The sequence below is a fragment of the Plantactinospora sp. CA-290183 genome, from assembly GCF_050936375.1.
Classification (GTDB): Bacteria; Actinomycetota; Actinomycetes; order Mycobacteriales; family Micromonosporaceae; genus Plantactinospora.
The window spans coordinates 1-26,432 of record NZ_JBNJMX010000022.1 but is presented as its reverse complement, the minus strand read 5'-3'; the positions used below and the strand labels follow the sequence as shown (position 1 = coordinate 26,432).

Below are 26,432 nucleotides of genomic sequence, written 5' to 3'. Positions count from 1 at the left end.
CGCGCCGCACCGCTCCAGCCGCACCACTCCAGCCGCGCCGCACCGCTCCAGCGCCGCCCGAACCGCTCCTCGACCCGTCCGAGCCGCTCCGGGTGGGCCGGCTCCACCTCGGTCAGGCCGGCGCGAGCACGATCTCCGCCCGGGCCCGGCCGTCCCGCTCGCTGACGATAGCGACCAGCCCACCCGCCGGGTCGAAGACCGCGTACGGGCCGACGATGCCGGCCGGGTCCAGGGGGCCCCCGTGCGAGAGGACCTTCGCCTCCCGGGCGTCCGCCTCCCGCTGCGGGAAGAACCGGCGGGCGGCGTCCTCGACCGGCAGGTTCACCACGTCCGGTGCCCGTTCCTCCAGCTCCGGCAGGGTGAGCGCCTCCGCGATGGTGAACCCACCCACGGCGGTACGCCGCAGCGCGGTGAGGTGCCCCCCGACCCCGAGCGCAACGCCGAGGTCCCGGGCCAGCGCCCGGATGTACGTCCCGGACGAGCAGTCCACCGTCACGTCCACGTCGACGAGATCGGGTGCGTCACGCCGGACGGCGAGCACGTCGAGGCGGGACACGGTCACCCGGCGCGCGGCCAGGGTGACGGTCTCGCCGTCGCGTACCCGCTTGTAGGCCCGCTGGCCGTCGATCTTGATCGCGCTGACCGCGCTCGGCACCTGGTCGATCTCGCCGGTCAGCGGGACCAGGCCGGCCCGGACCGCCTCGTCGGTCACCTCGGCGGCCGAGGCGGTGGCGACCACCTCGCCCTCGGCGTCGTCGGTGACGGTGGCCTGGCCGAGCCGGATCGTCGCGGTGTAGCTCTTGCCCGCACCGATCACGTACGTCAGCAGCCGGGTGGCCCGGCCGACCCCGATCACCAGCACGCCGGTCGCCATCGGGTCGAGGGTGCCGCCGTGCCCGACCCGCCGGGTCCGGGCCAGGCGGCGGATCCGGGCCACGACGTCGTGCGACGTCATGCCGCCGGGCTTGTCGACCACGATCAGACCGTCCACGCTCACGACTGCCAAGGGTGCCAGATGCCCGACGCCGGCTCTCGGGCGCCTCGGCCGGTGGCGTCCGGCCGGCTGTCCTGCCGGCGGGATGCCCGGCCCGCGGTGCCGCCGGGCAGCAACGGGATTGCGGCGACCACCGCAGCACGACCCGGCCCGGTCAGTCGGTGCCGGCCTCCATCGCCGCGTGGTCGAGCAGCTCATCGGCGCGGGAGACCTCACCACGGGAGGCGATCGCCTCGGCTCCACCCTCCGGCATCGCGCCGATCAGCCCGGTCGACGTCGACCGGGCCGCACCGAGCAGCGCCGGGTGCGGGGTGCCGCCGACCATGCCGACCCGGGCGTACTGTTCGAGCTTGGCGCGCGAGTCGGCGATGTCCAGGTTGCGCATGGTGAGCTGGCCGATCCGGTCGACCGGGCCGAAGGCGGAGTCCTCGGTGCGCTCCATCGAGAGCTTGTCCGGGTGGTAGCTGAACGCCGGCCCGGACGTGTCCAGGACCGAGTAGTCCTCGCCGCGCCGCAGCCGCAGGGTCACCTCGCCGGTGACCGCCGTGCCGACCCAGCGCTGCAACGACTCGCGCAGCATCAACGCCTGCGGGTCCAGCCAGCGGCCCTCGTAGAGCAGCCGGCCCAGCTTCCGCCCCTCGGTGTGGTAGCTGGCCAGGGTGTCCTCGTTGTGGATCGCGTTGACCAACCGCTCGTACGCCGCGTGCAGCAGCGCCATTCCCGGCGCCTCGTAGATGCCCCGGCTCTTGGCCTCGATGACCCGGTTCTCGATCTGGTCGGACATCCCCAGGCCGTGCCGGCCGCCGATGGCGTTCGCCTCCAGCACCAGGTCGACGGCGGAGGCGAACTCCTTGCCGTTGATCGTCACCGGGCGGCCCTGTTCGAAACCGATCGCGACGTCCTCGGGATCGATCTCGACCGCCGGGTCCCAGAACCGTACGCCCATGATCGGGTCGACGATCTCGATGCCGGCGTCGAGGTGCTCCAGCGCCTTGGCCTCGTGCGTCGCACCCCAGATGTTCGCGTCGGTCGAGTAGGCCCGCTCGACGCTGTCCCGGTAGGGCAGGCCGTGGGCGAGCAGCCACTCCGACATCTCCCGGCGTCCGCCCAGTTCACCGACGAAGTCGGCGTCCAGCCACGGCTTGTAGATCCGCAGCGACGGGTTGGCGAGCAGGCCGTACCGGTAGAACCGCTCGATGTCGTTGCCCTTGAAGGTGGAGCCGTCCCCCCAGATCTGTACCCCGTCGTCGAGCATCGCGCGGACCAGGAGGGTGCCGGTGACCGCCCGGCCGAGCGGGGTGGTGTTGAAGTAGGTACGGCCACCCGAGCGGATGTGGAACGCGCCGCAGGCCAGGGCCGCCAGTCCCTCCTCCACGAGCGCCGCCCGGCAGTCGACCAGTCGGGCGACCTCCGCGCCGTACGCCATCGCGCGGCCCGGCACGGAGCCGATGTCCGGCTCGTCGTACTGGCCGATCTCGGCGGTGTACGTACACGGCACGGCGCCCCTGTCGCGCATCCAGGCGACCGCTACGGAGGTGTCGAGGCCCCCGGAGAAGGCGATTCCGACACGTTCACCGACAGGCAGGGAGGTGAGAACCTTGGACACGACCAAGAGTATATGCGGAACACTGAATGGTCATGCAAGCCCGAATCATCATCTCGGGCATCTCAGCGGGTCGCGCCGAGCACCGCCCAGCGGCCGGAGCGCATCCGCAGCAGCAGCCCGACCAGCCGGGCCACCACGAAGAGGGTCAGCCCGGCCCAGATGCCGCCCAGCCCGGCGTCGAGCACATAGGTGAGCCAGATCGCCGGCAGGAAGGCCCCGAGCGCGCTCACCACGGTGAGGTCGCGCAGGTACCGCACGTCACCCGCGCCGATCAGCACGCCGTCCAGGGCGAAGACGACGCCGGCCAGCGGCTGCATGGCGGCGAACCACGGCCAGGCCACCATGGCCTGCTCGCGTACCTGCGGGTCGGCGCTGAACCAGGACGGGATGATCCCGGCACCGGCGCCGATCAGGATGCCGAAGGCGATCCCGCAGACACCACCGAACAGGGCGATCCGCCGGGCCAGCAGCCGGGCGCCCGCCGCGTCACCGGCACCGAGGGCCGCGCCGACCAGTGACTGGGCGGCGATGGCCAGCGCGTCGAGCATCAGCGCGGTGAAGAACCAGAGTTGCAGCGCGATCTGGTGGGCGCCGACGGCGGCGACGCCGAACCGGGCCGCCACCGCGGTCGCCGACAGGAAGCTGGCCTGGAAGGCCGCCCCACGGATCAGCAGGTCGCGGCTGAGCACGAGCTGCCGGCCGATCACCCGGGGGTGCGGGGCCAGCGGCACCCGCTCGGCGACCAGCGCACCGGCGAAGAGCAGCCCGCAGAGGGTCTGGGCCACCGCGTTGGCGATCGCCGAGCCGACCAGGCCGAGGCCGGCCGGATAGACCAGCAGCGGGCAGAGCGCGGCGGAGAGCAGGTTGGGCCCGAGCACGAACCAGAGCGGTCGTCGGGTGTCCTGGACCCCCCGCATCCAGCCGTTGCCCGCCGCCGCCAGCAGCAGGCCGGGGGCGCCGATGGCCGCGACCCGCAGCCAGAGTGCCGCGCCGTCGGCCACCTCGGCGGAGGCGTCTCCCGCGACGGTACGCGCCAGCGGGCCGGCCGCGAACTGCATGGCGACCGCCAGCAGCACACCGGCGGCGAGGGCGAGCCAGGACGCCTGGACGCCCTCGGCCACCGCGGCCGCCCGCTCGCCGTGCCCGAACCGGCGGGCCGCCCGCCCCGTGGTGCCGTACGCGGTGACGGTGCCGATCCAGACGACCAGGGTCATCACCGGCCCGCCGACGGCGAGCGCGCCGAGCGGTACCGCGCCGAGGTGCCCCAGCACGGCGGTGTCGACCAGCACGTAGAGCGGTTCGGCGGCGAGCACCACCAGGGCGGGCAGGGCCAGCCCGGCGATCCGCCGGGCGGAGGCGGCGGACTGCGGCGGCTGTTCGGCTAAGGCGCTCATCGCGGGCGATCCTGACACGTCAGGCGGGTGATCGCAAGGTTGTCTCGGACTTACAGACGACGCCCGAGCCGATGCCCGGCGAAGCACGGAGGCGACCGAATCGCGCGGCCCAAGGCGCGCGACCGGGCTGGCCCGGACGCCCGTGATCGCGAAGAATTCTGCTCGCCCACGGGTGCCAAAGTCTTCGCGATCACGGCTGAGCGATACGGGGCGGGGCAGCCGAGCACGGGGCGGAAGCCGTCCTGCCGGCGCCGGAAGTCTGCCCGTGGGCGGTTCTCGCCCGGGCGCTACCGCCCGTAGTTGACCGGCGCGCCCGAGGCGGTCGGGTCCACCGCGCCGCCCGGCACGGGGTCACAGTACGGGTACGCCTCGGTCCGGCTGTCGTCGATCTCCGGCGGAATCCCCATCATCGGGTCGACGGACTCCTCGCTGGTCCCCGGACGGCACCGGACCGAGCCGCCGGTCTGGAAGCTGCCGCCCACGATCACGCCGGCGCTGTTCCGAAACACCACCCCGACGCCGTGCGAGCTGATCTGCCGGCAGTAGCCGGAATCAACGGTGTAGTGAACGGTCCCGGTGTCCGTGGCCTCCGCGAAACGCTCGGTTCGCTGGTGCCGCGCGGTGAGTTCGGCGAACATCAGGTCCCCGTCGTCCCGGGTGACCCACCGGGTCGACCCGAGGTCGAGGTGGAACCGGGCAACCGTGGCGGGCCGGCCCGCGGCGTCCTCCAAAAGGTAGGTCGCACCGCCGACCACCACCCGCTGCCCCGGCAGGATCACCGGAATCTGCTGGGTGAGCAGGTTCCCCGGGGTGGCGACGGGAGCATCCCGCCCGTCGACCGGCCGGAAGCTGACCAGCGTCCGATGGGCCACCCGGGTACTGGTGTTCTCCAGCACCGCGCCCAGGCTCACGTACGGCTTGTCGTCGCCGTTCCCGGCGACCGGCGTGAAACCCGACTCCACCACCCGCAGGCCGCCGCCGCCCGGCGCCTGCCCGCCCGGCGCGTCCACGCCCGGCGGCGGCGTGCTGGGCAGCGCGGCACACGGGGCCTCCTCCGTGGGCGAGTCGTCGCCCCGGGCAAGCACCACCGCACCGGCGACCGCCGCCAGCACCACGACCGCGACGCCACCGATCAGCGCCAGCCGGAGGGGCCGACGCCGTGGCTCGGGACCGCTGGACTCCATCGTGGCTTCACTCCTCGGACTCTGCGGACACGTGGCCGCCGCTCAACCGTAGATCTTGGCCTTCAGCAGCCCGATCTTCCTGAACTGGTCCCGGATCAGCTGGCCGGCCGCCTCCTGGACCCGGGCGGCGAACTCCTGCTCGGTCAGTCGCCGCACCGTGCCGTCGGCGATCCGTACCGTCCAGACCTGCATGCCCCGCACGGAGACCTGGATCGTGCCGTCGGAGCGGCCCTCGGCGACCAGCTCGTCCCGGGCCTCGTGGAACTCCACGTCCCGTGGGCCGATGGGAGGCGGTTCCCCGGTGACCGTCTCGCCGAACGCCTCGCTGACCGCCGCGTAGTACTCCCGCGTCCGGGCGGCCCAGAGCAGCTTGCCGAGACCAACCAGCTGCCGTTCCAGCTCCCGCTCGTTGAGGTAGCGGTAGCTCTCCGCCGAGAACGACAGCCGCACGTCGGTACGCCCGGAGAGCTCGGCGACGATGTTGCCGGCCGGCGACGCGACGCGGACGTACATGTTGTCGAGCCGCTCCGCGAGAACGCTCACGATGTCAACTCCCCTGCGTCAGCGCGAGTAGCCCATGTAGTCGCCGCTGGTCACGTTGCGCGCGTCGGCCTCGGCGAGCTGCGGCCGTGCGGAGACGAAGGAACTCCGGCTCGCGCCGACGACGCTCTGCGCGCTCTTCATCGCGACCGCGATCTTCTGCTCCTGCTGGTTGATGTACTCGACCAGCTTGGTGGCGGCCTCACTCACCTGCTGGATCACCGCGTACGCGCTCTCGCCGCTGAACCGCATCTCCGGCGGCGGGTCGGCGGAGGCTTCGGCGGCGACCGAGGCCGCCGAGCCGACCGCGGTGATCGCCAGCAGTGAGGCCCCTCCGGTGACCGGTACCGCCGCGAGTGCGACAACCGCGGCGACGACGGTGAACCTCATCTTCCAGTCGTTCCGGCCGCAGCCGCCCGCTCCCTCCAGCGCCTCCAGGCCGTCGTGAGCGATCTTGTCGATGTCGGCGCGGGCCCTGACCCAGATCTCCCGCTCCGCCTCCAGTGCCCCCTTGAGCACGCTGGCCAGCAGGAACTGGTTTGCGACCACCGACGGGAACTTGTCGACGAAGTTCGCCTTGAACTCGCTCGCGGCCTCGCCGGTCCAGTTCGCCAGCCAGGCCCCCGCGCCGCTGAGCTCGTCCAGCGTGGAGTTGGCGGGGTACAGCTGTCCGTTGATCGCGTCCTCGGACTGGCCCTTGGACAGCTTGCGCATCACCGTGGCCAAGTGATTGATCATGCCGTCGAAGGTTTCCGGTTTGGGCATCTCGGTGAACGGCTGGAAGATCCCCGGCACCCCCGCGTACGTCTGGGTGCTGCGCTGGCGCTGATCCTCGACGTAGCGGTCCATGTTGCCCTGGCCTTCGGACTCCACCGCGTCCTTGAACTGCTTGACCTCTTTTTCGATGGCCTTCTGCTGCAGCGCGTGGGCGTGCTCCATCAACTGCTCGAAGCTCATCGCACGCCTCCCCGCACCCCTGCGCCCGCCGCCCTACGCATGCGGCTCCCCGTTCTCCCGCCGCAGGCGTTTGAACTCGGCGTCGGCGGCGCTGTCGGAGGCGGCGTACCGGGTAGCGGCCAGGCAGAGCGCTTGGCCGGTCTGGGTCAGGTTCGTCGCGGTCTGCTCCAGGATGGACTCCAGCTCGTTGCGCAGGCTCGACCAGGCCGCGTACGCCGGGCCGTGCGTGCCGCCGAACTGGGCCGGGCGCATGAAGGCACCGCTCACCCCGGATGCGATGCTGCCCACCGCGTTGCTCGCCGCGGTGTATTCACCGGCCACCGACGGAAGGTTGTCCTTGCCCGCCTTCCACAGGTCGTACAGGTCCGCCCCGAGATCAACCCCGCCGTTCGGCATCGCACCCTCCCCGTCACCGACGGCCGGGCGGGACGCGCCTGCGATGTCCGCCTATGCCGTCGACCTCTCGATCAGCGGGGACTGTACCGCATCATCGCGAGCGGCAGTACCGCCCACATCGGATGGTCGGCCGGCGAGGGCGTGCGAGGGCTACTGGCGGGTGTCCATCGAGATCTGCAACGCGCGGCGGGCCTGCTCGCGGGCCTCGTCGGTGTTCTCGGGCTTCGGCTTGCTCGGCTTGCTGGCCATGGTGGTGGCTCCTTCCAGGGCGCATGGCGCCGCGGACGCGGCCCCTCGCGACGGGTCCTGCTGATCGCCCTCGGCCGTGGTCCGGGGTTGCCGGGCGGAAGCGGCCGGGACAGCGTGAGCCCGGGTCGGTTGACCCTGGAGGCGTGACGGTCGTGCTCGATGCGCCAACTTGGGTGGGCTGGCGTCGTCACGACCCTAGCTATCGTTCAGTTCCTTTACCCAAGCTATCGTTCAGGTCCACATCCTGTGCCGGGATCCCGCGATACGAGACGGTACGATCGCGGGATCCCAGGTCAGCGGGCGAAGAAGTGCCAGCCCATCCACCACCAGAAGCCGAACAGGGCAATCCGCCCCACCGGGACCGGGCCCACCTCGTAGCGCATCACGTACGCGCAGACGTCGCCGAAGGTCGGGATCCGGGACCCTTCGCGCCGGGCCGCCCACTCCACCGCGACGAGCAGGAGCAGGGCCGAGGTGAACCCGCCGATCGCCAGTGCCCGCATCATCGGCGCACCAGCACCCAGAACGCGGAGAGCCACGCGAAGTACCCGGCCGAGCGGGCGAGGCTGTCCTCCAGCAGTGGATCGGCGAGCTTGGAGAAGGTCGGATAGTCGTCCGAGGAGCCGAGCATGAAGGTGCTCGCCTCGAAGACCCCGAAGACGGTCACCGGCAGCAGCCACCAGATCGCGCCCGAGCCGAGCCGCTGCGGCACGGGTCGCCGGGGCATCCGGCTGGAGAGGCCCAACCAGACCAGCGCACCACCCGTACCGATGGTGTAGAGGTTGGCCTGGGTGGAGAAGGACGGCAACTGGCCGCCCACCACGGAGAGAAACGCGAGGATCGGAACCGTGACGACCGGTCGGTCCCAGGCCCGGGGCACATCGGCGGAGAGCTCCGGTTGCTGTTCCATCGGGCAATTGTCCCTGCGGCACCCCGAAGCGGAAAGCTCCGACGCCGCCGGGTGGTCACCGATCTCGCGGTCCCCGCCCGGCCGCACCGGGCGGGAGGCTCAGGACCCGCTCAGCTCCAGGCCGGGCCGGGACAGCTCCGCGCGGATGGCCTCCGCGACGTCGCCGACCGCGCCGTACGCGGTGAAGCCGGCTGCCAACCGGTGCCCGCCCCCGCCGAGCGCCACCGCCACCCGGCTCACGTCGGTCGCGCCCTTGCTGCGCATCGAGACCGCCCACTCCCCCTCGGCGACCTGCTTGAGCACGCAGCTCACATCGGCCTCCACCGTGCAGCGCACCGAGTCGATCAGCGGCTCCAGCGTGTACGGGCGCTGCCCGTGCCGGGCCAGATCCTCCAGAGTGGCGTACGTCCAGACCAGCCCCCGGCCGCCCGCCGCCGCCGGTTCGAGCTGGGTACGGCCCAGCACGTCACCGTAGAGCCGGACCGCGCCGAACGGCCGGCTGTCGAAGATGCGCCGGGAGATCTCCCCGGGCCGGATGCCGGTCGCCAGCAGGCGGGCCGCCATCTCGTGCACCGCCGGAGTGGTCATGTCGAACCGGAACGAGCCGGTGTCGGTTGCCAGCGCGATGTAGAGGCACTCGGCGATCTCCTGGTCCAGCGGCACGCCGAGCCGGGTGAGCAGCTTCTCCACCACCACCGAGGTCGCCGCCGCGTGCGGGTCCACCAGATGGATCCCGCCGAACCGGGTGTTCGAGGCGTGGTGGTCCAGCACCAGCGCGGCACCGGCCCGGTCCAGCCGATCGACCAGCGCGCCGAGCCGGGACACCGCCGCGACGTCGAAGCAGATCACCAGGTCCGGGTCCGGATACGCCTCGGTGGCCGGCACCAGCAGGTCGAGCCCGGGCATGGCCCGGAACGGCTCCGGCAGCTCCGGCCGCCCCGGGAAGGTCGCCTGCAGCTGCCGTACGCCGAGCCGGCGCAGGCCCAGCCCGAAGCCGAGCATGCTGCCCAGGGCGTCGCCGTCCGGGTTGACGTGGCAGATCAACAGCACCCGCCCGTCGGCCGGCAGCCGGGTGAGCGCCGCCACCGCCGCGGCCCACTCCGCCTCGGTGGGCTGCTCGGCCGTGGGCTGCGCCTCGGCCAGCAGCGCCCCGTTGGTGCCCCCGGTCACCGTCGGTCCCCGGGTTCACCGGCCGGCGGTACGGCCTCGTCGTCTGAGTCCTCGTCCGGCTCCTCGTCCGAGTCCTCGTCGACCTTGTACGGCTGCGGCTCGCCGGCGTACTCCGCCTGGGCCGCCAGCCGCTGCACCTCGGCGTCGGCGTTGCGGGCCGCCACCAGCAGGTCGTCGATGTGCTTGACCTGGTCCTGCACGTTGTCCATCACGAAGGTCAGCGTCGGCGAGTGGCGCAGGCCGAGGGCCTTGCCGACGGTGCTGCGCAGCAGCCCGTTCGCACTCTCCAGCGCGGCGGCGGTGGAGGCCTGCTCGGAGGCGTCACCGAGCACCGTGTAGAAGACCGTGGCGTCCCGAAGGTCTCCGGTGATCCGCGCGTCGGTGATAGTGATCATGCCGAGCCGGGGATCCTTGATCTGGGTACGCACCACCGAAGCCACCAGCTCCCGCACGCGCTCGGCGTGCCGGCGCACCTTGGCCGGGTCCGTCATCTCCGCACCTCCACGGCATCCTGCTTCCGGGCCGGACCGGCGACGCCACGCGCCGCGGCCGGACCGGCCGACCTGCTGAACACTACCTGCGCGCCGGGCGCCCGTGCGCCCACCGTCGCCGTCAGCCGCGCCACTTGTCGCGACCCCGCCGACGGTTACCCTCAGTCATCCGCGCCGTGCAGTCGACGCCGTACGGAGAGCAACTCCACCTCGGGGCGGCCGGCCACCGAACGCTCGCAGGCGTCCAGCACCTCGCCGACGTGAGCGGCCTCGGAGGCGACCACCGCGACGGCGATCTGGGCCCGGCCGTGCAGGTCGAGGGCGCCGACCTCGGCCGCGGAGACCTCGAACCGGCGCAGCGCCGCCACGATGGGACGTACGTACGATCTCTTGGCCTTCAGCGAGCGGGAGTCGCCGGGCAGCAGCAGGTCGAAGACGGCGGTTCCGGTGTACACGCCGGGAAGGGTACGCCACGGCACCGGTCCCGATCATCGGGTTTCCGCCGGCCGGAACCGGCCACCCGGCGCGGGTGCGGGAACGGCCAGCGGCCGGGACCCGTCGGGTCCCGGCCGCTGGTCGAGCGTCGCTCAGGCGCGCGGCTTCTCGCGCATCTCGAACGTCTCGATGACGTCGCCGACCTGGACGTTGTTGTAACCACCCAGAGTCAGACCACACTCGAAGCCCTCGCGGACCTCGGTGGCGTCGTCCTTGAACCGCTTGAGCGAGTTGATCGTGAGGTTCTCCGCCACGACCGCCCCGTCGCGCAGCAGCCGTGCCTTCGCGTTCCGGCGGAGCACACCGGACCGCACGATACAACCGGCGATGTTGCCGATCTTGGACGAGCGGAACACGTCGCGGACCTCCGCCGAGCCGAGTTCGACCTCCTCGAACTCCGGCTTGAGCAGGCCCTTGAGCGCCGCGTCGATCTCCTCGATGGCCTGGTAGATGACCGTGTAGTACCGGATCTCCACACCCTCGCGGTCGGCGATCTCCCGGACCTTGTTGGAGGCCCGGACGTTGAAGCCGATGATCGTCACCGCCTCCGAGGAGGCGCTGGCCAGCATCACGTCGCTCTCGGTGATGGCACCGACGCCCCGGTGGATGATCCGCAGTTGGACCTCCTCCGGAATGTCGAGCTTGAACAGCGCGTCCTCCAGGGCCTCGACCGAACCGGAGACATCGCCCTTGAGCACCAGGTTGAGCGAGGTCTTCTCGCCCTCCTTGAGCTGCTCCATGAGCGTCTCCAGGGTGGCCCGCCCACGGGAGTTGGCGAAGCTCGCCGCCCGCCGCCGTGCCTGCCGCTGCTCGGCGATCTGCCGGACCGTACGGTCGTCCTCGGCCGCGAGGAACGTGTCGCCCGCGCCGGGCGGCGCGGTCAGGCCGAGCACCATCACCGGACGTGCCGGACCCGCCTCGGAGACCGGCTTGCCGTTCTCGTCGAGCATCGCCCGGACCCGGCCGTGCGCCCCACCGGCGACGATCGAGTCGCCCGCCCGCAGGGTGCCCTTCTGCACCAGCACCGTGGCCACCGCACCGCGACCCTTGTCGAGGTGCGCCTCGATGGCCACACCCTGTGCCGGCCCGTCGATCGGAGCGGTCAGCTCCAGCGACGCGTCGGCGGTGAGCAGGATCGCCTCGAGCAGCTCCTCGATGCCGATGCCCGGCTTGGCCGCCACGTTGACGAACATGGTCTCGCCGCCGTACTCCTCGGCGACCAGGCCGTACTCGGTCAACTGCTGACGGACCTTGTCCGGGTTGGCCTCGGGCTTGTCGATCTTGTTGACCGCGACCACGATCGGCACGTCGGCCGCCTTGGCGTGGTTGAGCGCCTCGATCGTCTGCGGCATGACGCCGTCGTCCGCCGCCACCACCAGCACCACGATGTCGGTGACCTGGGCACCACGGGCACGCATGGCGGTGAACGCCTCGTGACCCGGGGTGTCGATGATGGTCAGCGCCCGGTCGATGCCCTCGTGCGGCACGTGCACCTGGTACGCGCCGATGTGCTGGGTGATGCCGCCGGCCTCGCCCTCGACCACGTTCGCCTTGCGGATCGCGTCGAGCAGCTTGGTCTTACCGTGGTCGACGTGACCCATGACGGTCACCACCGGCGGCCGGCTGACCAGCCGGTCCGTGGCGACCTCGGCGTCCAGGTCGATGTTGAACTGGGCCAGCAGCTCGCGGTCCTCGTCCTCCGGGCTGACGATCTGCACGTCGAAGCCGAGGTGCTCACCCAACAGCAGCAGGGTCTCGTCGGAGCAGGACTGGGTCGCCGTGACCATCTCGCCCAGGTTGAACATCTCCTGGACCAGCGAACCGGGATTCGCGTTGATCTTGTCGGCGAAGTCCGACAGCGAGGCACCGCGCGGCAGGCGGACGACCTGACCCTGACCCCGGGGCGCGCCCGAGCTCATCGCCGGTGCCGACAGGTTGTCGAACTCCTGTCTGCGCTGCTTCTTGGACTTGCGACCGCGGGTCGGCTTGCCCCCCGGACGCCCGAAGGCACCCGCGGCACCGCCACCACGGCCACGGCCGCCCCCACCGGGACGCCCTCCGCCGCCGGCCGGCGCACCGCCGCCGGGACCGCCACGGTAGCCACCGCCACCGCCGGCGCCGCCACCGGGACCACCGCGGTAGCCGCCACCGGCGCCACCGCCGGCACCGCCACCGGGACCGCCGCGGAATCCACCGCCGCCGCCACCGCCACCGGGACCACCGCGGAATCCACCGCCGCCAGCGCCACCGGGGCGACCGGCACCGCCGCCACCGCCCGGACGACCGGGGCCACCGCCGGGGCGGGGGCTGGGTCGCTGGGTCGGCATGGACGCCGGGCTGGGCCGAGGCGGCATCGAGGCCGGGCTCGGCCGGGGCGGCATCGACCCCGGGTTGGGCCGGGACCCGCCGCCAGCGGCGGCCGGGCGCTGTCCACCGGGGGTGATGCCGAACGGGTTGTTACCGCCGCTGCGAGCCGGCGGGCGACCGCCGGGCCGGGCTGCCGGACCGGGCGTCGGCGCACCGGGCGGCGCGGGACGCGCTCCGGCCGGAGAACCCGGACGGGGCGGCACGGCGTTCGGCCCCGGCCTCGGCCGGGCGGTGTTCCCGCCGTCGGCCGGAGGCTCCCGCCGGACGGTGTCGCCGCGCTGCTGCCGGGCGGCCTGGGCGGCCTTGACGGTCGCCTCCTGCTCGGCCTTGAGCGCGGCGGCCCGCGCCTCGGCGGCGGCCACCTCGATGTCGTGCGCGCTCGCCGGCTTCGCGACCGGAGTGGTCGCCACCGGTGGCGGCGGGCCCGGAACCGGACCCGGACCTGGGCCCGGACCCTTCGGCTTGGCCTGCGGCACCGCGCGACGGGGCGGCGCCGGCCTGGCGGAGGTCCTGGGTTCGCCGGCACCCGGGGTCGGCGGTGCCGACGGGGCCGGAGGCGCCGACGGAGCCGCGGGTGCCGCGGATTCCGAGGACGCGACGAATGCGCCGCGCAGCCGGCGGGCCACCGGGGCCTCGACGGTGCTCGACGCTGACTTGACGAACTCGCCCATCTCTTTCAACTTGGCGAGTACGGTCTTGCTCTCGACCCCGAGCTCTTTCGCAAGCTCGTGTACGCGGGCCTTGCCTGCCACTGCACTCCTCACTCCGAGGTCGTGCGGGCAGCGCCCACAGCGACCTCACTCGTGCACTTGAAGCCTGGTCATTTCTGGGACTTCATCGTGTGCTCATGTCGGTCGTCCTACCTTGCGTGCGGTCCGTTGCATGGGCCCCGTCCGGTCGGGTGACCGGACGTGGTTGTCAACGCCTTGAAAGTGCTCGGCCAACTCACTCGCGTCGGGAACGCCAGCGATACGCAGCGCGCGCCCGAAGGCCCGGCGCCGGAGCGCCAGCGTGAAGCAGGCCGGATCAGGATGCAGGTTCGCCCCCCGACCCGGCATCCTACGGGCCGGATCGGGTCGGAGGCTGTGACCAGTCTCATCGCCGACCGCGACGATCCGCAGCAGCTGGCCGGCCGGCGCCCGCTGCCGGCAGCCCACACAGGTGCGCTCCGGCCACGCGCGTCGTACCACTGAGAAAGTCTACCCCTACCCGGCCGAAACCGCTCCGCCTGCCTCGGCAGCGTGATCAGCACCGCTCGGCCGGGCGGCCGGCGCCGGGCTGGACACCTGCTCCGTATCCGGACGAATGTCGATCCGCCAGCCGGTCAACCGGGCGGCCAACCGGGCATTCTGCCCCTCGCGCCCGATGGCCAGGGAGAGCTGGAAGTCCGGCACGGTGACCCGGGCGGTACGGGTGGCCGCGTCGACCACCTCGACCCGGAGCGCCTTGGCCGGGGAGAGGGCGTTGCCCACGAACCCGGCCGGGTCGTCCGACCAGTCGATGATGTCGATCTTCTCACCGTGCAGCTCGCTCATGACCGCGCGGACCCGCTGGCCCATCGGGCCGATGCAGGCGCCCTTGGCGTTCACGCCCGAGACCGTGGAACGTACGGCGATCTTGGTGCGGTGCCCCGCCTCGCGGGCGATCGCGGCGATCTCGACCGTGCCGTCGGCGATCTCCGGCACCTCTAGGGCGAAGAGCTTCTTCACCAGGTTGGGGTGCGAACGGGAGAGGGTGATCTGCGGCCCGCGGAAGCCCTTGACCACGTGCACGACCACGCACCGGATCCGCTGGCCGTGCTCGTACAGCTCGCCCGGGACCTGCTCGGCCTGCGGCAGCACCGCCTCCACCTTGCCCAGGTCGACCGAGACGATGCCCTTCTCGCTGCGCGCCTCGTGCGCCTGCACCACGCCGGTGACCAGGTCACCGTCCCGGCCGACGTACTCGCCGAAGTGCACCTCGTCGGTCGCCTCGCGCAGCCGCTGCAGGATGACCTGCTTGGCGGTCATCGCGGCGATCCGCCCGAAATCGTGCGGGGTGTCGTCCACCTCCCGGGTCACCGTGCCCTCGTCGTCCACCTCCTGGGCGTAGACCAGGGCCGCCCCCGTCTTCCGGTCGATTTCGACCCGGGCGTGGGTCTGGGCCCCCTCGGTATGCCGGTAGGCGGTCAGCAGCGCGGTTTCGATCGCCGCGAGGATCGTGTCGAACGGGATCTCCCGTTCACGCTCCAGGGCGCGCAACGCCGCGAGGTCGATGTTCACCGCTCCTCGCCCTCCACATCTTCGTCGTCGCCGAAATCGTCATCGTCGCTGTCGTCGCTGTCGTCGATCTCCGGGAGATCCCCGTCCGCGATCTCGTCCAGCCGGGTGAACTCCACCTGCACGCGGCCGGGACCGAGGTCCGCGTACCGCCACTGCGTCGGGCCGGACTCGGTGGCCAGCACCACCCCGTGCTCGTCGGCGGCGACCACCCGGGCCGTCACCTGCCGGGACCCGGCCCGCGTACCAGCGGCGGCCGGTGCCTCGTCCCGCTCCGGAGCGCCGGCCGGGGGATCCCCGACGGGCCCGTCCGGGCGGCGCTGCTCGGGCGGACGGTGGCCGGCACCGCTCGCGGTCACCTTCACCAGTCGGCCGACGTTGCGTCGCCAGTGCCGGGGCAGCGTCAGCGGACGGTCCACCCCGGGCGAGCTCACCTCGAGCTGGTACTCCCCCGCGACCAGGTCACCCGCGGCCGCCTCGGCCTCGTCCAGCGCACCGGAGACGGCCCGGGAGACGTCGGCCACCGCGTCGAGGCTGACGCCGCCGTCGCGGTCCACGATCACCCGGACCACGTGCCGGCGTCCGGCCCGGGAGACCGAGAGGTCCTCCAGGTCGTACCCGGCGGCCGTCACCACCGGTTCGATCACGGCGCGGAGTCGGAGCCGATGCGCGGCCGCATCTCCCCGAGGGCGTGCCGGAGCGCGCGAGCTCGCCTTCGGCCGGCCAGTGGCACGGCCACGCTGCGTCATCTCCGCACCTTTCTCGCGATCGGCGGGACCCGGTCGGGCAGCCACACCAGCGTGCCCCCGGGCCGAGTGCCCGGCGGCTGCGCAGAGCGTAACGCGCTGGCCCGCCGGGCGACCGATCGGCGCACCGACGGACGGCCGACACGGGCGGTGCCGGCCCCCGGCCCGGCACCGATGGTGTTGACTTGGCCGGTGCGCACGCCAGACACGAACCAGACGAACACCGCGGCGGGACGGTCCCGGCGCACGGTGGTACGGACAGCCGCCCTGGTGGCGCTGGCCGGGGCCACCGGCTCGCTGACCGGGTGCGGGCTGCTCGACAACGGTCCCGACCGGCCGCCCGCCCCGGACCCGCTCGTCCCGCTGATTCCCGGAGCACTGGAGCTCGCCGGCCGGCACGAGGCCGCGATCGCCGCCTTCCCGGAGCTGGACGCCCGGCTCCGCCCGATCGCCCAGGCGCACCGGGAGCACGCCGCCGAACTGGCCCGGGTCACCGGCACCGCGCTGCCGAGCACCACCGCGACCGCCGCCGCCCCCGGGGCGAGCGCCGAGGCGACGCTGCGTGACCTGCGGACCGCCGAGCAACAGGCCCGGGAGGCCGCCGCCACGGCGTGCGCGGCCGCCCCCGCGGCGCGGGCCGCGCTGGTGGGGTCGATCGCCGCCGCCCGGGCCAGCCACGCGGAGGTGGTCCGGTGAGCGGGGAACTCGCCGCCGCGCTCGCCGCCGAACACGCCGCGATCTACGCGTACGGGCCGATCGGCGTACGGCTCTCCGGCGCCTCGGCCGACCAGGCGCGCTCGGCGGAGGCGGCCCACCGGGCCCGCCGGGACAGCCTGGTGCTGCTCCTGGCCGAACAGGGCGCCAGCCCTCCGCCGCCCGAGCCGGCGTACACGCTGCCGTTCCCGGTCACCGACGAGACCAGCGCGCTCCAGTTGGCGCTCCAGATCGAGGAGCGCACCGCGGCGGTCTGGCGGGCGGCGCTGCCCGCCACCGAGGGCGACCAGCGCACCCGGGCGCTCGCCGCGCTGACCGACGCCGCGGTCCGGGCCACCCGGTGGCGGCGTACCGCCGGCGTCATCCCGGCCACGGTGGCCTTCCCGGGACGCCCCGGCTGACCGGTGCGGACCGGACGGTCGACCGGCAGACTGTACGGATGTCCACTCCGGAACACCGCGTCTGCACGCCGGGCGGTCTCGTCCGTCGGCTCGGTCACCAGCGCTGGTTCGCCGCCTGCACACCGCTGGTGGTCCCGGCCGACCGCCTGATCGCCCGCCTGACGAAGGGCCGGGTGGTGGCGCTGGGACTGGTGCCGTCCCTGCTGATCACGACCACCGGACGCCGCTCCGGTCAGCCGCGCAGCAACCCGTTGCAGTACGCGCCGGACGGTGACGCGTACGTGGTGATCGGCTCGAACTGGGGTTCGACCCGGCACCCGGCCTGGGCGCTGAACCTGCTCGCCGATCCGGCCGCGACGGTGACCGTGCGCGGCGCGCGGGTGCCGGTGCGGGCCCGGCCGGTCGACGGCGCGGAGCGGGAGCGGCTGTGGCTGCTGCTGGTGGCGCAGTGGCCGGCCTACCAGACCTACCTGGGACGGGCCGGCGGCCGGAAGCTCCACATCTTCCGGCTGGAGCCGAGCTGAGCGGGGCGCTCAGGCGGCGCCGACGCCGATCAACCGCCCGACCAGGTACGTCACGGCGGTGGCCGCCGCGCCCAGCAGCAACTGCCGGCCGCCGCTGACCCACCAGCGGCGGTTGGTGAACCGGGCGACCGCCGCACCGGCGACGAAGAGCCCCAGGCCGCCCACCCCGAGCGCGAGCCAGAGGCTGTCGAAGCCGAGCAGGTAGGTGATCAGCGGCACCACCGCCCCGACGGAGAAGCAGAGGAACGAGGAGAAGGCGGCCGTCCACGGGCTGGGCCGGTCGTCGGCGTCGACGCCGAGCTCCTCCCGTACGTGCATCCGCAGCGCCTCCTCGGGATTGCTCCGCAGGGCGTTCGCCACCTGCTCGGCCAGGTCCCGGGGCAGCCCCCGGGACGCCCACGCCTCGGCCAGTTCCCGGGCCTCGCCGACCGGGTTGCGCTCCAGCTCCCGGCGCTCCTTGGCGACCTCGGCCTCGACCTGCTCGTTCTGCGAGCGCACGCTGGTGTATTCGCCCAGCCCCATCGAGATCGCCCCGGCGACCAGCCCGGCGAAGCCGGTCAACACGATGTTGCGCGCGGCGACCCCGCCGCCGCCCACCCCGGCGATCAGCGCGATGTTGGTCACCAGGCCGTCCATCGCGCCGAACACCGCGGGGCGCAGCCAGCCGCCGGAGACGTCGGCGTGGTGGTGCTCGCTGATCGGGACCGAGGCGTCCGTCACGGGAGCGTCAGGATCTCGTGGCCGTCCTCGGTGACGAGGATCGTGTGCTCGAACTGGGCCGTCCAGCGGCGGTCCTTGGTGACCACCGTCCACCCGTCGGCCCAGATGTCGTACTCGTAGGTGCCGAGGGTGATCATCGGCTCGATGGTGAAGGTCATCCCCGGCTCCATGATGTCGGTGGGCCGCGGGCTGTCGTAGTGCGGGACGTAGAGACCGCTGTGGAAGGCCTCGCCGATGCCGTGGCCGGTGAAGTCGCGCACCACGCCGTAGCCGAAACGCTTGGCGTACGACTCGATGACCCGGCCGACGACGTTGATCTGCCGGCCCGGGGCGACCGCCCGGATGCCCCGCATCATCGCCTCGTGGGTCCGCTCGACCAGCAGCCGGGCCGGCTCGGAGACCTCACCGACGCAGAAGGTGGCGTCCGTGTCGCCGTGCACCCCGTCCAGGTACGCGGTGACGTCGACGTTGATGATGTCGCCGTCCTCCAGCACCGTGGAGTCGGGGATGCCGTGGCAGATCACCTCGTTGAGGCTGGTGCAGCAGGACTTGGGGAAGCCCTTGTAGCCGAGGGTGGAGGGGTAGGCGCCGTGGTCGACCAGGAACTCGTGCACCAGCCGGTCGATCTCGTCGGTGGTCACCCCCGGCTTGCAGTGCTCCCCCGCCAGCTGGGTGGCCTGGGCGGCGATCCGGCCGGCGACCCGCATCTTCTCGATCGTCTCGGCGGACTGCACGTGCGAGCCGCGCCACTCCTTCGGCCGCTTCTTGCCGACGTACTCGGGACGGACGATATGCGACGGGACCTGACGCCACGGTGAGATCGTCCCGGGCGTCAGCGGTGCACGGACGGTCATGACTTCCAGCCTATCGTCGGCGCGCCGGGACACCCACGCCCCACGGCCGGGCCTAGATCGGGGTGACGTAGGCGCCGGTGATCCCGCCGTCGACCACGAACTGGGCCGCCGTCATGAAGGAGGCGTCGTCACTGGCCAGGAAGGCCACCGCGGCGGCGATCTCCTCGGGCTCGCCGAACCGGCCCATCGGTACGTGCACCAGGCGCCGGGCGGCGCGCTCCGGGTCGGCGGCGAAGAGCTCCCGCAGCAGAGGGGTGCCGACCGGCCCGGGGCAGAGGGCGTTGACCCGGATCCCCTGCCGGGCGAACTGCACCCCGAGTTCCCGGGTCAGCGCCAGCACCCCGCCCTTGCTCGCGGTGTACGCGATCTGCGACGTCGCCGCCCCCATCAGCGCGACGAACGAGGCGGTGTTGATGATCGAACCCTTGCCCTGCCGGAGCATGTGCGGGATCGCGTACCTGCAGCAGAGGTAGATGCTGGTGGTGTTGACCCTGAGTACCCGTTCCCAGGCGTCCAGGCCGGTGGTCAGGATCGAGTCGTCCTCCGGGGGCGAGATGCCGGCGTTGTTGAACGCGATGTCGACCCGGCCGTGCCGCTGCGCCACCCCGTCGAAGAGTTCCCGCACCGCCGTCTCGTCGGCCACGTCACAGGCCACGAAATCGCCGTCGACCTCCTCGGCCGCCGCCCGTCCGGCGTCCGGCGCGATGTCGACACAGACCACCCGGGCCCCCTCGGCGGCGAACCGGCGGACGGTCGCCAGGCCGATCCCGCTGCCGGCCCCGGTGACCACCGCCACCCGCCCGGCCAGTCGATCACTCATCATCGCCGTACCCCTCTCGACCGCCGTCCTCGGTGGCGATGAAGACGTTCTTCACGTCGGTGAAGGCGTGCAGGGCGTCCGGGCCCAGCTCCCGGCCGAGACCGGACTGCTTCATCCCGCCGAACGGGGTCCAGTAGCGCACCGAGGAGTGCGAGTTGACGCTCAGGTTGCCGGCCTCCACGCCCCGGGCCACCCGGATCGCCCGCCCCACGTCCCGGGTCCAGATCGAACCGGAGAGGCCGTACTCGGTGTCGTTGGCCAGCCGCAGCGCCTCCGCCTCGTCCTCGAAGGGCAGCACCGAGACCACCGGGCCGAAGAGCTCCTCCCGCCAGTGCCGCTCGGTCGGGGACCTCGCCAGCAGCACCGTCGGCGGATGCCAGAAGCCCGGCCCGTCCGGACAGGAGCCGGTGAAGGCCACCTCGGCGCCGTCGACGTAGCTCGCGACCCGGTCCCGGTGCGGCGCCGAGATCAGCGGCCCCATCTCGGCGGTCTCCCGCGCCGGGTCCTCGACCCGCACCGCCCGCACCGCCGGCTCCAGCAACTCCAGGAACCGGTCGTACACCGGTCGCTGGACCAGGATCCGCGACCGCGCGCAGCAGTCCTGGCCGGCGTTGTCGAAGACCGCGTACGGCGCGGCCGCCGCCGCCCGTTCCAGGTCGGCGTCGGCGAAGACGATGTTCGCGCTCTTGCCGCCGAGTTCGAGGGTGACCCGTTTGACCCGCTCGGCACAGCCGGCCATGATCCGGGTGCCCACCTCCGTCGAGCCGGTGAAGCAGAGCTTGCGCACCGCAGGATGCCGCACGAACGCCCCACCCACCACCGCACCCCGGCCGGGCAGCACGGTGAACACGTCCGGGGGCAGGCCGGCGGCCAGGGCCAGCTCGCCGAGGCGGATCGCGGTCAGCGGGGTCAGCTCGGCCGGCTTGAGCACCACGGTGTTGCCGGCCGCCAGGGCGGGGGCGAACCCCCAGGCGGCGATCGGCATCGGGAAGTTCCACGGCACGATCACCCCGACCACGCCGAGCGGTTCGTGGAAGGTCACGTCCAGCCCGCCCGGCACCGGGATCTGCCGGCCGGTCAGCCGCTCCGGCGCCCCCGCGTAGTAGTCGAGCACGTCCCGGACGTTCCCCGCCTCCCAGCGGGCGTTGCCGATGGTGTGGCCGGCGTTGGCCACCTCCAACCCGGCCAGCTCGTCCCGGTGCGCGTCCACCTCGGCGGCGAACCGGCGCAGCAGCCGGGCCCGGTCCCCCGGTGCGACCCGCCGCCAGCCCTGGTACGCCCGCTCGGCCCGCCCGATCGCCGCGTCGGCCTCGGCGGGGCCGGTCGCCGGGACGGTGGCCAGCACCGCCCCGGTCGCCGGGTTGACCAGCGTGGTGGGTTCAGAGCCGTTCGAAGCCACGGAACATCTCCCAGTCGGTGACCGCCGCGTCGAACGCGGCCAGCTCCACCCGGGCCTGGTTGGCGTAGTGCGCGACCACCTCGTCCCCGAACGCGGCCCGGGCCAGCGGCGCGGCCTCCCAGAGCCCGAGCGCGTCCCGCAGGGTGGCCGGCACCCGCGACGCGGCCTCGTCGCCGTACGCGTTGCCGGTGCACTCGGGCGCCAGCTCCAACCCCGCCTCGATCCCGTGTACGGCCCCCGCCACCAGCGCGGCGATCGCCAGGTACGGGTTGACGTCGGCGCCCGGGACCCGGTTCTCCACCCGCATCCCCGGCCCGTGGCCGACCAGCCGGAGCGCGCAGGTGCGGTTGTCGGTGCCCCAGCGCAGCGCGGTCGGGGCGAACGACCCGGGCTGGTACCGCTTGTACGAGTTGACGTTGGGCGCGAAGAGCAGGCTGAAGTCGCGCATCGTGGCCAGCAGCCCGGCCAGCACCTGCTGCCCGGTCTCGGACAGGTGCGCCGGGCCGTCGCCGAGCATCGCCGAGGAGCCGTCGACATCGCGCAGCGAGAAGTGGATGTGGCAGGAGTTGCCCTCCCGCTGGTTCGGCTTGGCCATGAAGGTGATCGCCATGCCCTCCTGGGCGGCGATCTCCTTCGCCCCGTTCTTGTAGACCACGTGGTTGTCCGCGCAGGTCAGCGCGTCGGCGTAGCGGAACGCGATCTCGTGCTGGCCGAGGTTGCACTCCCCCTTGGCGCTCTCCGGCAGCAGGCCGGCGCCGGCCATCTCGGTGCGGATCCGGCGCAGCAGCGGCTCGACCCGGGCGGTGCCCAGCAGCGAGTAGTCCACGTTGTAGAGGTTCGCCGGGGTCAGCTCGCGGTAGCCCCGGCGCCAGGCGTCCTCGTAGGAGTCGCGGTAGAGCACGAACTCCAGCTCGGTCCCCGCGTACGCGCTCAGGCCGTGCCCGGCGAGCCGCTCGAGCTGCCGGCGCAGGATCTGCCGGGGCGAGGCGACCACCTCGGCCCCGTCCGACCAGGCCAGGTCGGCCAGGAGCATCGCGGTGCCGGGTTGCCAGGGCACCCGGCGCAGCGTGGCCAGGTCGGGCACCATGGCGAAGTCCCCGTAGCCCCGCTCCCAGCTCGACATCGCGTACCCGTCGACGGTGTTCATCTCCACGTCGACGGCGAGCAGGTAGTTGCAGCCCTCGCTGCCGTGCCCGACCACGTCGGACAGGAAGTAGGGCGCGTGGAACCGTTTGCCCTGTAGCCGGCCCTGCATGTCGACCAGGGCGAGCAGCACCGTGTCGAGCTGGCCGGCGTCGACCTCCAGCCGCAACTGCTCCAGGCTCAGCGCGGGCGATCGGGCCGTCATGCGCGGAATCCCATGGACAAAGATCTACTCGCAAAGGACGGCAGCGTCAACCGGCGACAGGTCGGGCTCTCCCGACATCTGCTCATTGATCCTCTTCGCAAGATATGAAGACAACCCGGAGACGCCCCAACAGAGTCCCCGTCATCGATATCTTGAGAGCGCCGCAGCAGCCCAGGTCCACGACAACCATGAGGATGCCCGATGGCGACGCTACGGGAAGAGTGCACGCAAATCCTCAACCTCCTACCGCATGCGGCGCTGAATCACGCCTCCAACTGCCTACGCGACACCGCGAGCCAGGCGAAGACCGTCCTGCGGAGCAGCAACCACGAATACGTCCGCGGCGCCATCGCCGAACTCGACGTCGCGCTGCGCGCAACCGTCGACGCGGTACGCCAACTCGATCGGGCGACGTCGACGGGCCGGCGATTCTCCGAGCGACTATGACGGATTCCGTTCCCGCAGAGTTGCGGCGGATGATTGCCGCCCTCCCCGCCGCGACGCTCGGACGGGCCCGCGTCGAGATCAATGAGGCCGGCGTCAACTGGCACCGGGTCACCCACGGCTCCGCTCGGCAGGAGCCGACCGAAACACTCGAACGGATACGAATCGCCGGCGAACTGGTCGCTGATGCGCTCGCCCACGTACGAAAGGCGACTGAACTCCTGTCGGCGTACGCCGGTCTGATCGACGGCGGCGCGGCCGGCCAGCCACCCTCGGGAGGCGCCCGGGATTCAGCGAGTGCCCCGGCCGTCCTGGCTCGGGCACTTGGTCGCGACGACCTGACATCGGAGCAACGGTCGAACCTGACTCGTTACGAGAAGAAGCTACCCGCGGCCGCGACGCACGTCGTGATCAGACAACGCCCCGACGGCACGATCCAGTTCGAGGCCATGGTTTCCGGTCGCGTACCCGGCTCTTACGCGTTGTACACCAAGACCGTCGACGGAGCCGGAAGAACCATCGCCTACACGAAAACCACTCACACGCCGGACGGATCGATCGCACACACCAAGGACAAGATGCCGTGAACGAGGACGACGTACTCCGGACGCAACGCGGGGACGCGTTGCGGAACCTCATCGAGCTGCGAACGTCGCTGACGGAGGCCGTTGCGGCGCTGGCACGCTTCGAGTGGGACAGCGACACCGAGCTTGTCGTGTTGACCCGACTGGATGGGATGCGCCTGCTCCGGCGCTACCGGGAGCATGACCTGACGGCCCACGAATGCCAGCGCTGGGCGGAGGCGCTGGAAGGGCGGGACGACGTCGGTCTGGAACCCGGGTTCGAGGACACGATCAAGGAATTCCTCTTCGAGATCGCGACACCCGAACTCGCCGGAGAACTCACGCCCGAACTCGCCTCCGGCTGGGAGAGGACGCTGGGCACGGCGGACGGCCACCGCACCTGATCGCCGTGCTCAGGCCTCCGGTGGTGTGGCCAACGGGCTCGCCTGCGGGGTCGGGCCGTCGGGCGACCGCTCTGGACCGGACAGGTTCTGGCGGGGGCCGGTGAACCAGCGCCGGGCGCTGAGCACCCACCAGAGCCAGGCCGCGCCGAGCACCACCGCCACCGCGACGATCGTGTAGTTGAAGGTTGAGGCGGTGATCGGCGCGGTGGTCGGGAGCACGAAGAGCACGCAGATCACCCCGACCCAGCCGATCGCCAGCCAGCCCACCGGGGCACTCCACCGGCCCAGGTGCCACGGTCCGGGGGTGAAGTCGGGGCTGCGGCGGCGCAGGAACACCGGTCCGACGTACGCGATGTAGAGGCCGATCACCGCGATCGAGGTGGCCGCCAGGTAGGCCGTGGTGTTCCAGAGCGAGGGGAGCACCAGCAGGGTCGAGCAGGCGACGCAGAGCCAGATGGAGTTGGTGGGCGTGCCGGTGCGCGGGTTGACCCGCCGCCAGAGGCGGGAGCCGGGCAGCGCGCCGTCCCGGCTGAAGGCGTACGCCATCCGGGAGTTGGCGGTGACCGAGGCCATCCCGCAGAAGAACTGGGCGACCACACAGATGAAGAGCAGCAGCAGTCCGAGGTCGTCGCCGGCCGCGTCGATGAAGATCTGCGCCGGCGGCAGGCCGAGCTCGGTCTGCCGCTGGGCGTCGTAGTCCCGGATGGACCAGGTGATGGCGAAGAGCAGGAAGAAGCCGGCGATCACCGAGACCACCACCGACATCACGATGCCCCGGGGCGCCGAGCGGGCCGCGTCGTGGGTCTCCTCGGCGACGTGGGCGCTGGCGTCGTACCCGGTGTAGGTGTACTGGGCCATCAGCAGGCCGATCAGCACCGCGTAGACCGCCGCACCGGTGAACTCGAAGCCGGTGGCGTCGCGGACCTCGAAGAAGACCTCCGAGATCGGCTTGTGCCGGTCCGGCACGATCGCGAGCACGCCGACGATCACCGCCACCCCGATCAGGTGCCACCAGGCGCTGACGTCGGAGAGCAGCCGCACCAGGTTGACCCCGAACGTGTTGAGCAGGCCGTGCGCGACGATGATCACGAGGAAGATCAGGAAGGTGCTTCCCGCGGTGACCTCCAGGCCGATGGCGAGGCTCAGGAAGGCGGAGGTGGTGATGGCCGCCCCGAAGTCGATGGCGGCGGTGACCGCGACCTCGCCGAGGAAGTTGAACCAGCCGACGAACCAGGCCCAGGCCGCCTTGTTCCGTTTCGCCAGCGCCGCCGCCCACCAGTAGAGCGCCCCGGCGGTCGGGTAGACCGAGCAGATCTCGGCCATGGCCAGGGCCACCAGGATCACCATGCCGCCGACGAAGAGCCAGCCCAGGGTGATCGCCATCGGCCCGCCGGCGGTCATCGCGATCCCGTACGAGGTGATCGCGCCGGCCAGGATCGAGATGATCGAGAACGAGACCGCGAAGTTGGAGAAGCCGGAGAGCTTGCGGCGCAGTTCCTGCTTGTAGCCGAGTTCGGCCAGCCGCTGCTCGTCGAGGCCGGCGGCGCTGGCGCCCGGCGGCTCGGCGGGATGCGTTGGTGCGCTCATCGACGTCTCCTTCTACCGGCAGGATGGAGACTGTGACCTTCGCCACCGTCTGCCGAGATCGTCCGCCGGCCGGAGTGCCCCGTCAACCACCCGCTCTCCCCGTCTTTGCTCGGCTTGTCGCTAGTTGCGGCATGTCCGGCTCGGGCCGTCCCCGGCCGGCGCGGCGGGCCGATCTGGCCTAGCGTCCCGGCTCAACCGCATCCGCGTACCGCGACCGCCGCAGGCGACGTCGGGACGGCGGCGAGACGAGGAGGACCAGGCATGACGAGGCTGCTGCCAGGGGTGGTCACGGTGCTCGGGCTCGCCTTCGCGGCGCTGGTCGCACCGCCGGTGCCGGCGACGGCCGCGCCCGAGGGCCGGGCGGGAGCCGCGCCGGCTCTGACGGTCACCGCCCGGTACGCGCTGCTCGGCGACAGCCCGGAGCGCGCCGTGCTGATCGGCCGGTACACCTGCGGGCCGTACCCCGGCGGGGTGGCCGAGCGGGGCGTCGTCGACCTCGGCCTCCGGCAGGATGTCGCCGGCACCGTGGTCGACGCCTTCGGCTACCTCGAACCGGCGGTCTGCACCGGCCAGCCCCAGCAGTACGCCGTCGAGCTGGTCAGCTACTCCGGCCCCCTCGTCGCCGGGGCGGCGAGCTGGAGCGCGTCGGGCTACGTCGAGGGTCCCGGCGGGGCGCAGAGCGTGTACGTCCCGCCCACACCGATCCGGATCCGCTCCGCCGCCCTCGGGTGACGACGCTCCGCCGCCCTCAGACAACGGCGCTCCGCCGCCCTCAGGTGACGACGAGACCGACCAGCCAGACCCCGGTGATGCCGAGCGCGGCGGCCAGCTCGACCAGCAGCGCGAGCCCGACCGCCTGCAACGCGTGCTTCGTGGACGGCCACGCCTGCCGGGCGT

29 protein-coding genes are annotated in these 26,432 nt (G+C 72.4%); 7 read left to right on the top strand and 22 right to left on the bottom strand.

What is annotated here, in order from left to right:
- Nucleotides 1-112: 112 nt before the first annotated feature.
- The 16 genes from truB to rimP form a co-directional block, all read right to left on the bottom strand.
- The gene (truB, locus tag ACQEUR_RS21720; RefSeq protein WP_433034235.1) at nucleotides 113-997 is read right to left on the bottom strand and encodes a tRNA pseudouridine(55) synthase TruB; all 885 of its coding nucleotides are present in this window, start codon (nucleotides 995-997) and stop codon (nucleotides 113-115) included.
- 151 nt (nucleotides 998-1,148) lie between these two features.
- A complete protein-coding gene (gene argG / locus ACQEUR_RS21715) occupies nucleotides 1,149-2,600 on the bottom strand; it encodes an argininosuccinate synthase (protein WP_433034233.1) in 1,452 nt (483 codons plus the stop codon).
- Nucleotides 2,601-2,662: 62 nt separating this feature from the next.
- Nucleotides 2,663-3,994: an MATE family efflux transporter gene (locus ACQEUR_RS21710; protein WP_433034231.1), complete on the bottom strand. Its 1,332-nt coding sequence runs from the start codon at nucleotides 3,992-3,994 to the stop codon at nucleotides 2,663-2,665.
- A 287-nt stretch (nucleotides 3,995-4,281) separates the two neighbouring features.
- Complete coding sequence (locus ACQEUR_RS21705; RefSeq protein ID WP_433034229.1) at nucleotides 4,282-5,178, bottom strand: hypothetical protein; 897 nt, start codon at nucleotides 5,176-5,178, stop codon at nucleotides 4,282-4,284.
- Nucleotides 5,179-5,220: 42 nt separating this feature from the next.
- Nucleotides 5,221-5,721, bottom strand: coding sequence for a hypothetical protein (locus ACQEUR_RS21700; protein WP_433034227.1), 501 nt, complete (start codon nucleotides 5,719-5,721; stop codon nucleotides 5,221-5,223).
- Nucleotides 5,722-5,739: 18 nt separating this feature from the next.
- Nucleotides 5,740-6,675, bottom strand: coding sequence for a hypothetical protein (locus ACQEUR_RS21695; protein WP_433034225.1), 936 nt, complete (start codon nucleotides 6,673-6,675; stop codon nucleotides 5,740-5,742).
- A gap of 33 nt (nucleotides 6,676-6,708) precedes the next feature.
- A complete protein-coding gene (locus ACQEUR_RS21690) occupies nucleotides 6,709-7,071 on the bottom strand; it encodes a hypothetical protein (protein ID WP_433034222.1) in 363 nt (120 codons plus the stop codon).
- Nucleotides 7,072-7,613: 542 nt separating this feature from the next.
- Nucleotides 7,614-7,823, bottom strand: a complete 210-nt coding sequence (locus ACQEUR_RS21685; RefSeq protein WP_433034274.1) for a DUF6186 family protein — start codon at nucleotides 7,821-7,823, stop codon at nucleotides 7,614-7,616.
- Entirely contained in the window at nucleotides 7,823-8,230 is a 408-nt protein-coding gene (locus ACQEUR_RS21680) for a hypothetical protein (protein WP_433034219.1), read from the bottom strand. The genes ACQEUR_RS21685 and ACQEUR_RS21680 overlap by 1 nt, the downstream gene beginning before the upstream one ends.
- 99 nt (nucleotides 8,231-8,329) lie before the next feature.
- Nucleotides 8,330-9,400: a DHH family phosphoesterase gene (locus ACQEUR_RS21675; protein ID WP_433034216.1), complete on the bottom strand. Its 1,071-nt coding sequence runs from the start codon at nucleotides 9,398-9,400 to the stop codon at nucleotides 8,330-8,332.
- Complete coding sequence (gene rbfA, locus ACQEUR_RS21670; protein WP_433034213.1) at nucleotides 9,397-9,891, bottom strand: 30S ribosome-binding factor RbfA; 495 nt, start codon at nucleotides 9,889-9,891, stop codon at nucleotides 9,397-9,399. Before rbfA ends, ACQEUR_RS21675 begins: the two co-directional genes overlap by 4 nt.
- Before the next feature lie 161 nt (nucleotides 9,892-10,052).
- Complete coding sequence (locus tag ACQEUR_RS21665) at nucleotides 10,053-10,346, bottom strand: DUF503 domain-containing protein (protein ID WP_433034210.1); 294 nt, start codon at nucleotides 10,344-10,346, stop codon at nucleotides 10,053-10,055.
- Between the two features lie 132 nt (nucleotides 10,347-10,478).
- Nucleotides 10,479-13,505 (bottom strand): translation initiation factor IF-2, encoded by a 3,027-nt coding sequence (gene infB, locus ACQEUR_RS21660; RefSeq protein WP_433034207.1) that lies wholly within the window; start codon nucleotides 13,503-13,505, stop codon nucleotides 10,479-10,481.
- Between the two features lie 93 nt (nucleotides 13,506-13,598).
- Nucleotides 13,599-13,943, bottom strand: a complete 345-nt coding sequence (locus tag ACQEUR_RS21655; RefSeq protein ID WP_433034205.1) for a YlxR family protein — start codon at nucleotides 13,941-13,943, stop codon at nucleotides 13,599-13,601.
- 15 nt (nucleotides 13,944-13,958) lie between these two features.
- Nucleotides 13,959-15,014, bottom strand: coding sequence for a transcription termination factor NusA (gene nusA / locus ACQEUR_RS21650; RefSeq protein ID WP_433034203.1), 1,056 nt, complete (start codon nucleotides 15,012-15,014; stop codon nucleotides 13,959-13,961).
- Complete coding sequence (rimP, locus tag ACQEUR_RS21645; RefSeq protein WP_433034200.1) at nucleotides 15,011-15,760, bottom strand: ribosome maturation factor RimP; 750 nt, start codon at nucleotides 15,758-15,760, stop codon at nucleotides 15,011-15,013. Before rimP ends, nusA begins: the two co-directional genes overlap by 4 nt.
- Before the next feature lie 189 nt (nucleotides 15,761-15,949).
- Between rimP and ACQEUR_RS21640 the strand changes: the two genes are divergently transcribed.
- The 3 genes from ACQEUR_RS21640 to ACQEUR_RS21630 are packed head-to-tail and all read left to right on the top strand — an operon-like array spanning nucleotide 15,950 to nucleotide 17,396.
- A complete protein-coding gene (locus ACQEUR_RS21640) occupies nucleotides 15,950-16,453 on the top strand; it encodes a hypothetical protein (RefSeq protein ID WP_433034198.1) in 504 nt (167 codons plus the stop codon).
- Complete coding sequence (locus ACQEUR_RS21635; protein WP_433034195.1) at nucleotides 16,450-16,872, top strand: ferritin-like domain-containing protein; 423 nt, start codon at nucleotides 16,450-16,452, stop codon at nucleotides 16,870-16,872. The genes ACQEUR_RS21640 and ACQEUR_RS21635 overlap by 4 nt, the downstream gene beginning before the upstream one ends.
- Nucleotides 16,873-16,910: 38 nt before the next feature.
- Complete coding sequence (locus tag ACQEUR_RS21630; RefSeq protein ID WP_433034192.1) at nucleotides 16,911-17,396, top strand: nitroreductase family deazaflavin-dependent oxidoreductase; 486 nt, start codon at nucleotides 16,911-16,913, stop codon at nucleotides 17,394-17,396.
- 9 nt (nucleotides 17,397-17,405) lie between these two features.
- Here ACQEUR_RS21630 and ACQEUR_RS21625 read toward each other — a convergent pair whose 3' ends face one another.
- The 5 genes from ACQEUR_RS21625 to ACQEUR_RS21605 form a co-directional block, all read right to left on the bottom strand.
- On the bottom strand, nucleotides 17,406-18,032 hold the full coding sequence (locus ACQEUR_RS21625; RefSeq protein ID WP_433034272.1) for a VIT1/CCC1 transporter family protein: 627 nt from the start codon (nucleotides 18,030-18,032) through the stop codon (nucleotides 17,406-17,408).
- Between the two features lie 80 nt (nucleotides 18,033-18,112).
- Nucleotides 18,113-18,970, bottom strand: a complete 858-nt coding sequence (gene map, locus ACQEUR_RS21620) for a type I methionyl aminopeptidase (protein ID WP_433034189.1) — start codon at nucleotides 18,968-18,970, stop codon at nucleotides 18,113-18,115.
- A gap of 52 nt (nucleotides 18,971-19,022) precedes the next feature.
- On the bottom strand, nucleotides 19,023-19,790 hold the full coding sequence (locus ACQEUR_RS21615) for a 3-oxoacyl-ACP reductase (protein WP_433034186.1): 768 nt from the start codon (nucleotides 19,788-19,790) through the stop codon (nucleotides 19,023-19,025).
- Nucleotides 19,783-21,159, bottom strand: coding sequence for an aldehyde dehydrogenase family protein (locus ACQEUR_RS21610; protein ID WP_433034270.1), 1,377 nt, complete (start codon nucleotides 21,157-21,159; stop codon nucleotides 19,783-19,785). The genes ACQEUR_RS21615 and ACQEUR_RS21610 overlap by 8 nt, the downstream gene beginning before the upstream one ends.
- Before the next feature lie 10 nt (nucleotides 21,160-21,169).
- The gene (locus ACQEUR_RS21605) at nucleotides 21,170-22,537 is read right to left on the bottom strand and encodes a glutamine synthetase family protein (RefSeq protein WP_433034183.1); all 1,368 of its coding nucleotides are present in this window, start codon (nucleotides 22,535-22,537) and stop codon (nucleotides 21,170-21,172) included.
- A 201-nt stretch (nucleotides 22,538-22,738) separates the two neighbouring features.
- On the opposite strand from ACQEUR_RS21605, the gene ACQEUR_RS21600 reads away from it, so the two are divergent.
- Genes ACQEUR_RS21600 through ACQEUR_RS21590 form a run of 3 tightly spaced genes read left to right on the top strand, consistent with a single transcriptional unit; the run spans nucleotide 22,739 to nucleotide 23,948 of the window.
- Nucleotides 22,739-22,984: a hypothetical protein gene (locus ACQEUR_RS21600; protein WP_433034180.1), complete on the top strand. Its 246-nt coding sequence runs from the start codon at nucleotides 22,739-22,741 to the stop codon at nucleotides 22,982-22,984.
- Nucleotides 22,985-23,013: 29 nt separating this feature from the next.
- On the top strand, nucleotides 23,014-23,568 hold the full coding sequence (locus ACQEUR_RS21595) for a hypothetical protein (protein WP_433034177.1): 555 nt from the start codon (nucleotides 23,014-23,016) through the stop codon (nucleotides 23,566-23,568).
- Entirely contained in the window at nucleotides 23,565-23,948 is a 384-nt protein-coding gene (locus ACQEUR_RS21590) for a hypothetical protein (protein WP_433034174.1), read from the top strand. The genes ACQEUR_RS21595 and ACQEUR_RS21590 overlap by 4 nt, the downstream gene beginning before the upstream one ends.
- A 9-nt stretch (nucleotides 23,949-23,957) precedes the next feature.
- On the opposite strand, the gene ACQEUR_RS21585 is transcribed toward ACQEUR_RS21590, so the two are convergent.
- Complete coding sequence (locus tag ACQEUR_RS21585; RefSeq protein WP_433034171.1) at nucleotides 23,958-25,535, bottom strand: amino acid permease; 1,578 nt, start codon at nucleotides 25,533-25,535, stop codon at nucleotides 23,958-23,960.
- 261 nt (nucleotides 25,536-25,796) lie between these two features.
- Here ACQEUR_RS21585 and ACQEUR_RS21580 point away from each other — a divergent pair, with 261 nt between their 5' ends.
- Nucleotides 25,797-26,267, top strand: a complete 471-nt coding sequence (locus ACQEUR_RS21580) for a hypothetical protein (protein ID WP_433034168.1) — start codon at nucleotides 25,797-25,799, stop codon at nucleotides 26,265-26,267.
- The last annotated feature ends 165 nt before the right edge of the window (nucleotides 26,268-26,432 follow it).

Excerpts from the sequence above, each read along its gene's own strand:
- ACQEUR_RS21615 (WP_433034186.1), bottom strand. The coding sequence starts at position 19,790 with ATGAGTGATCGACTGGCCGGGCGGGTGGCGGTGGTCACCGGGGCCGGC.
- ACQEUR_RS21685 (WP_433034274.1), bottom strand. The coding sequence starts at position 7,823 with ATGCGGGCACTGGCGATCGGCGGGTTCACCTCGGCCCTGCTCCTGCTC.
- rbfA (WP_433034213.1), bottom strand. The coding sequence starts at position 9,891 with ATGACGGACCCGGCCAAGGTGCGCCGGCACGCCGAGCGCGTGCGGGAG.
- map (WP_433034189.1), bottom strand. The coding sequence starts at position 18,970 with ATGACCGTCCGTGCACCGCTGACGCCCGGGACGATCTCACCGTGGCGT.
- ACQEUR_RS21690 (WP_433034222.1), bottom strand. The coding sequence starts at position 7,071 with ATGCCGAACGGCGGGGTTGATCTCGGGGCGGACCTGTACGACCTGTGG.
- ACQEUR_RS21605 (WP_433034183.1), bottom strand. The coding sequence starts at position 22,537 with ATGACGGCCCGATCGCCCGCGCTGAGCCTGGAGCAGTTGCGGCTGGAG.
- ACQEUR_RS21600 (WP_433034180.1), top strand. The coding sequence starts at position 22,739 with ATGGCGACGCTACGGGAAGAGTGCACGCAAATCCTCAACCTCCTACCG.
- ACQEUR_RS21625 (WP_433034272.1), bottom strand. The coding sequence starts at position 18,032 with ATGGACGGCCTGGTGACCAACATCGCGCTGATCGCCGGGGTGGGCGGC.
- ACQEUR_RS21630 (WP_433034192.1), top strand. The coding sequence starts at position 16,911 with ATGTCCACTCCGGAACACCGCGTCTGCACGCCGGGCGGTCTCGTCCGT.
- ACQEUR_RS21580 (WP_433034168.1), top strand. The coding sequence starts at position 25,797 with ATGACGAGGCTGCTGCCAGGGGTGGTCACGGTGCTCGGGCTCGCCTTC.
- ACQEUR_RS21595 (WP_433034177.1), top strand. The coding sequence starts at position 23,014 with ATGATTGCCGCCCTCCCCGCCGCGACGCTCGGACGGGCCCGCGTCGAG.
- ACQEUR_RS21705 (WP_433034229.1), bottom strand. The coding sequence starts at position 5,178 with ATGGAGTCCAGCGGTCCCGAGCCACGGCGTCGGCCCCTCCGGCTGGCG.
- rimP (WP_433034200.1), bottom strand. The coding sequence starts at position 15,760 with ATGACGCAGCGTGGCCGTGCCACTGGCCGGCCGAAGGCGAGCTCGCGC.
- ACQEUR_RS21710 (WP_433034231.1), bottom strand. The coding sequence starts at position 3,994 with ATGAGCGCCTTAGCCGAACAGCCGCCGCAGTCCGCCGCCTCCGCCCGG.
- ACQEUR_RS21680 (WP_433034219.1), bottom strand. The coding sequence starts at position 8,230 with ATGGAACAGCAACCGGAGCTCTCCGCCGATGTGCCCCGGGCCTGGGAC.
- ACQEUR_RS21585 (WP_433034171.1), bottom strand. The coding sequence starts at position 25,535 with ATGAGCGCACCAACGCATCCCGCCGAGCCGCCGGGCGCCAGCGCCGCC.
- ACQEUR_RS21695 (WP_433034225.1), bottom strand. The coding sequence starts at position 6,675 with ATGAGCTTCGAGCAGTTGATGGAGCACGCCCACGCGCTGCAGCAGAAG.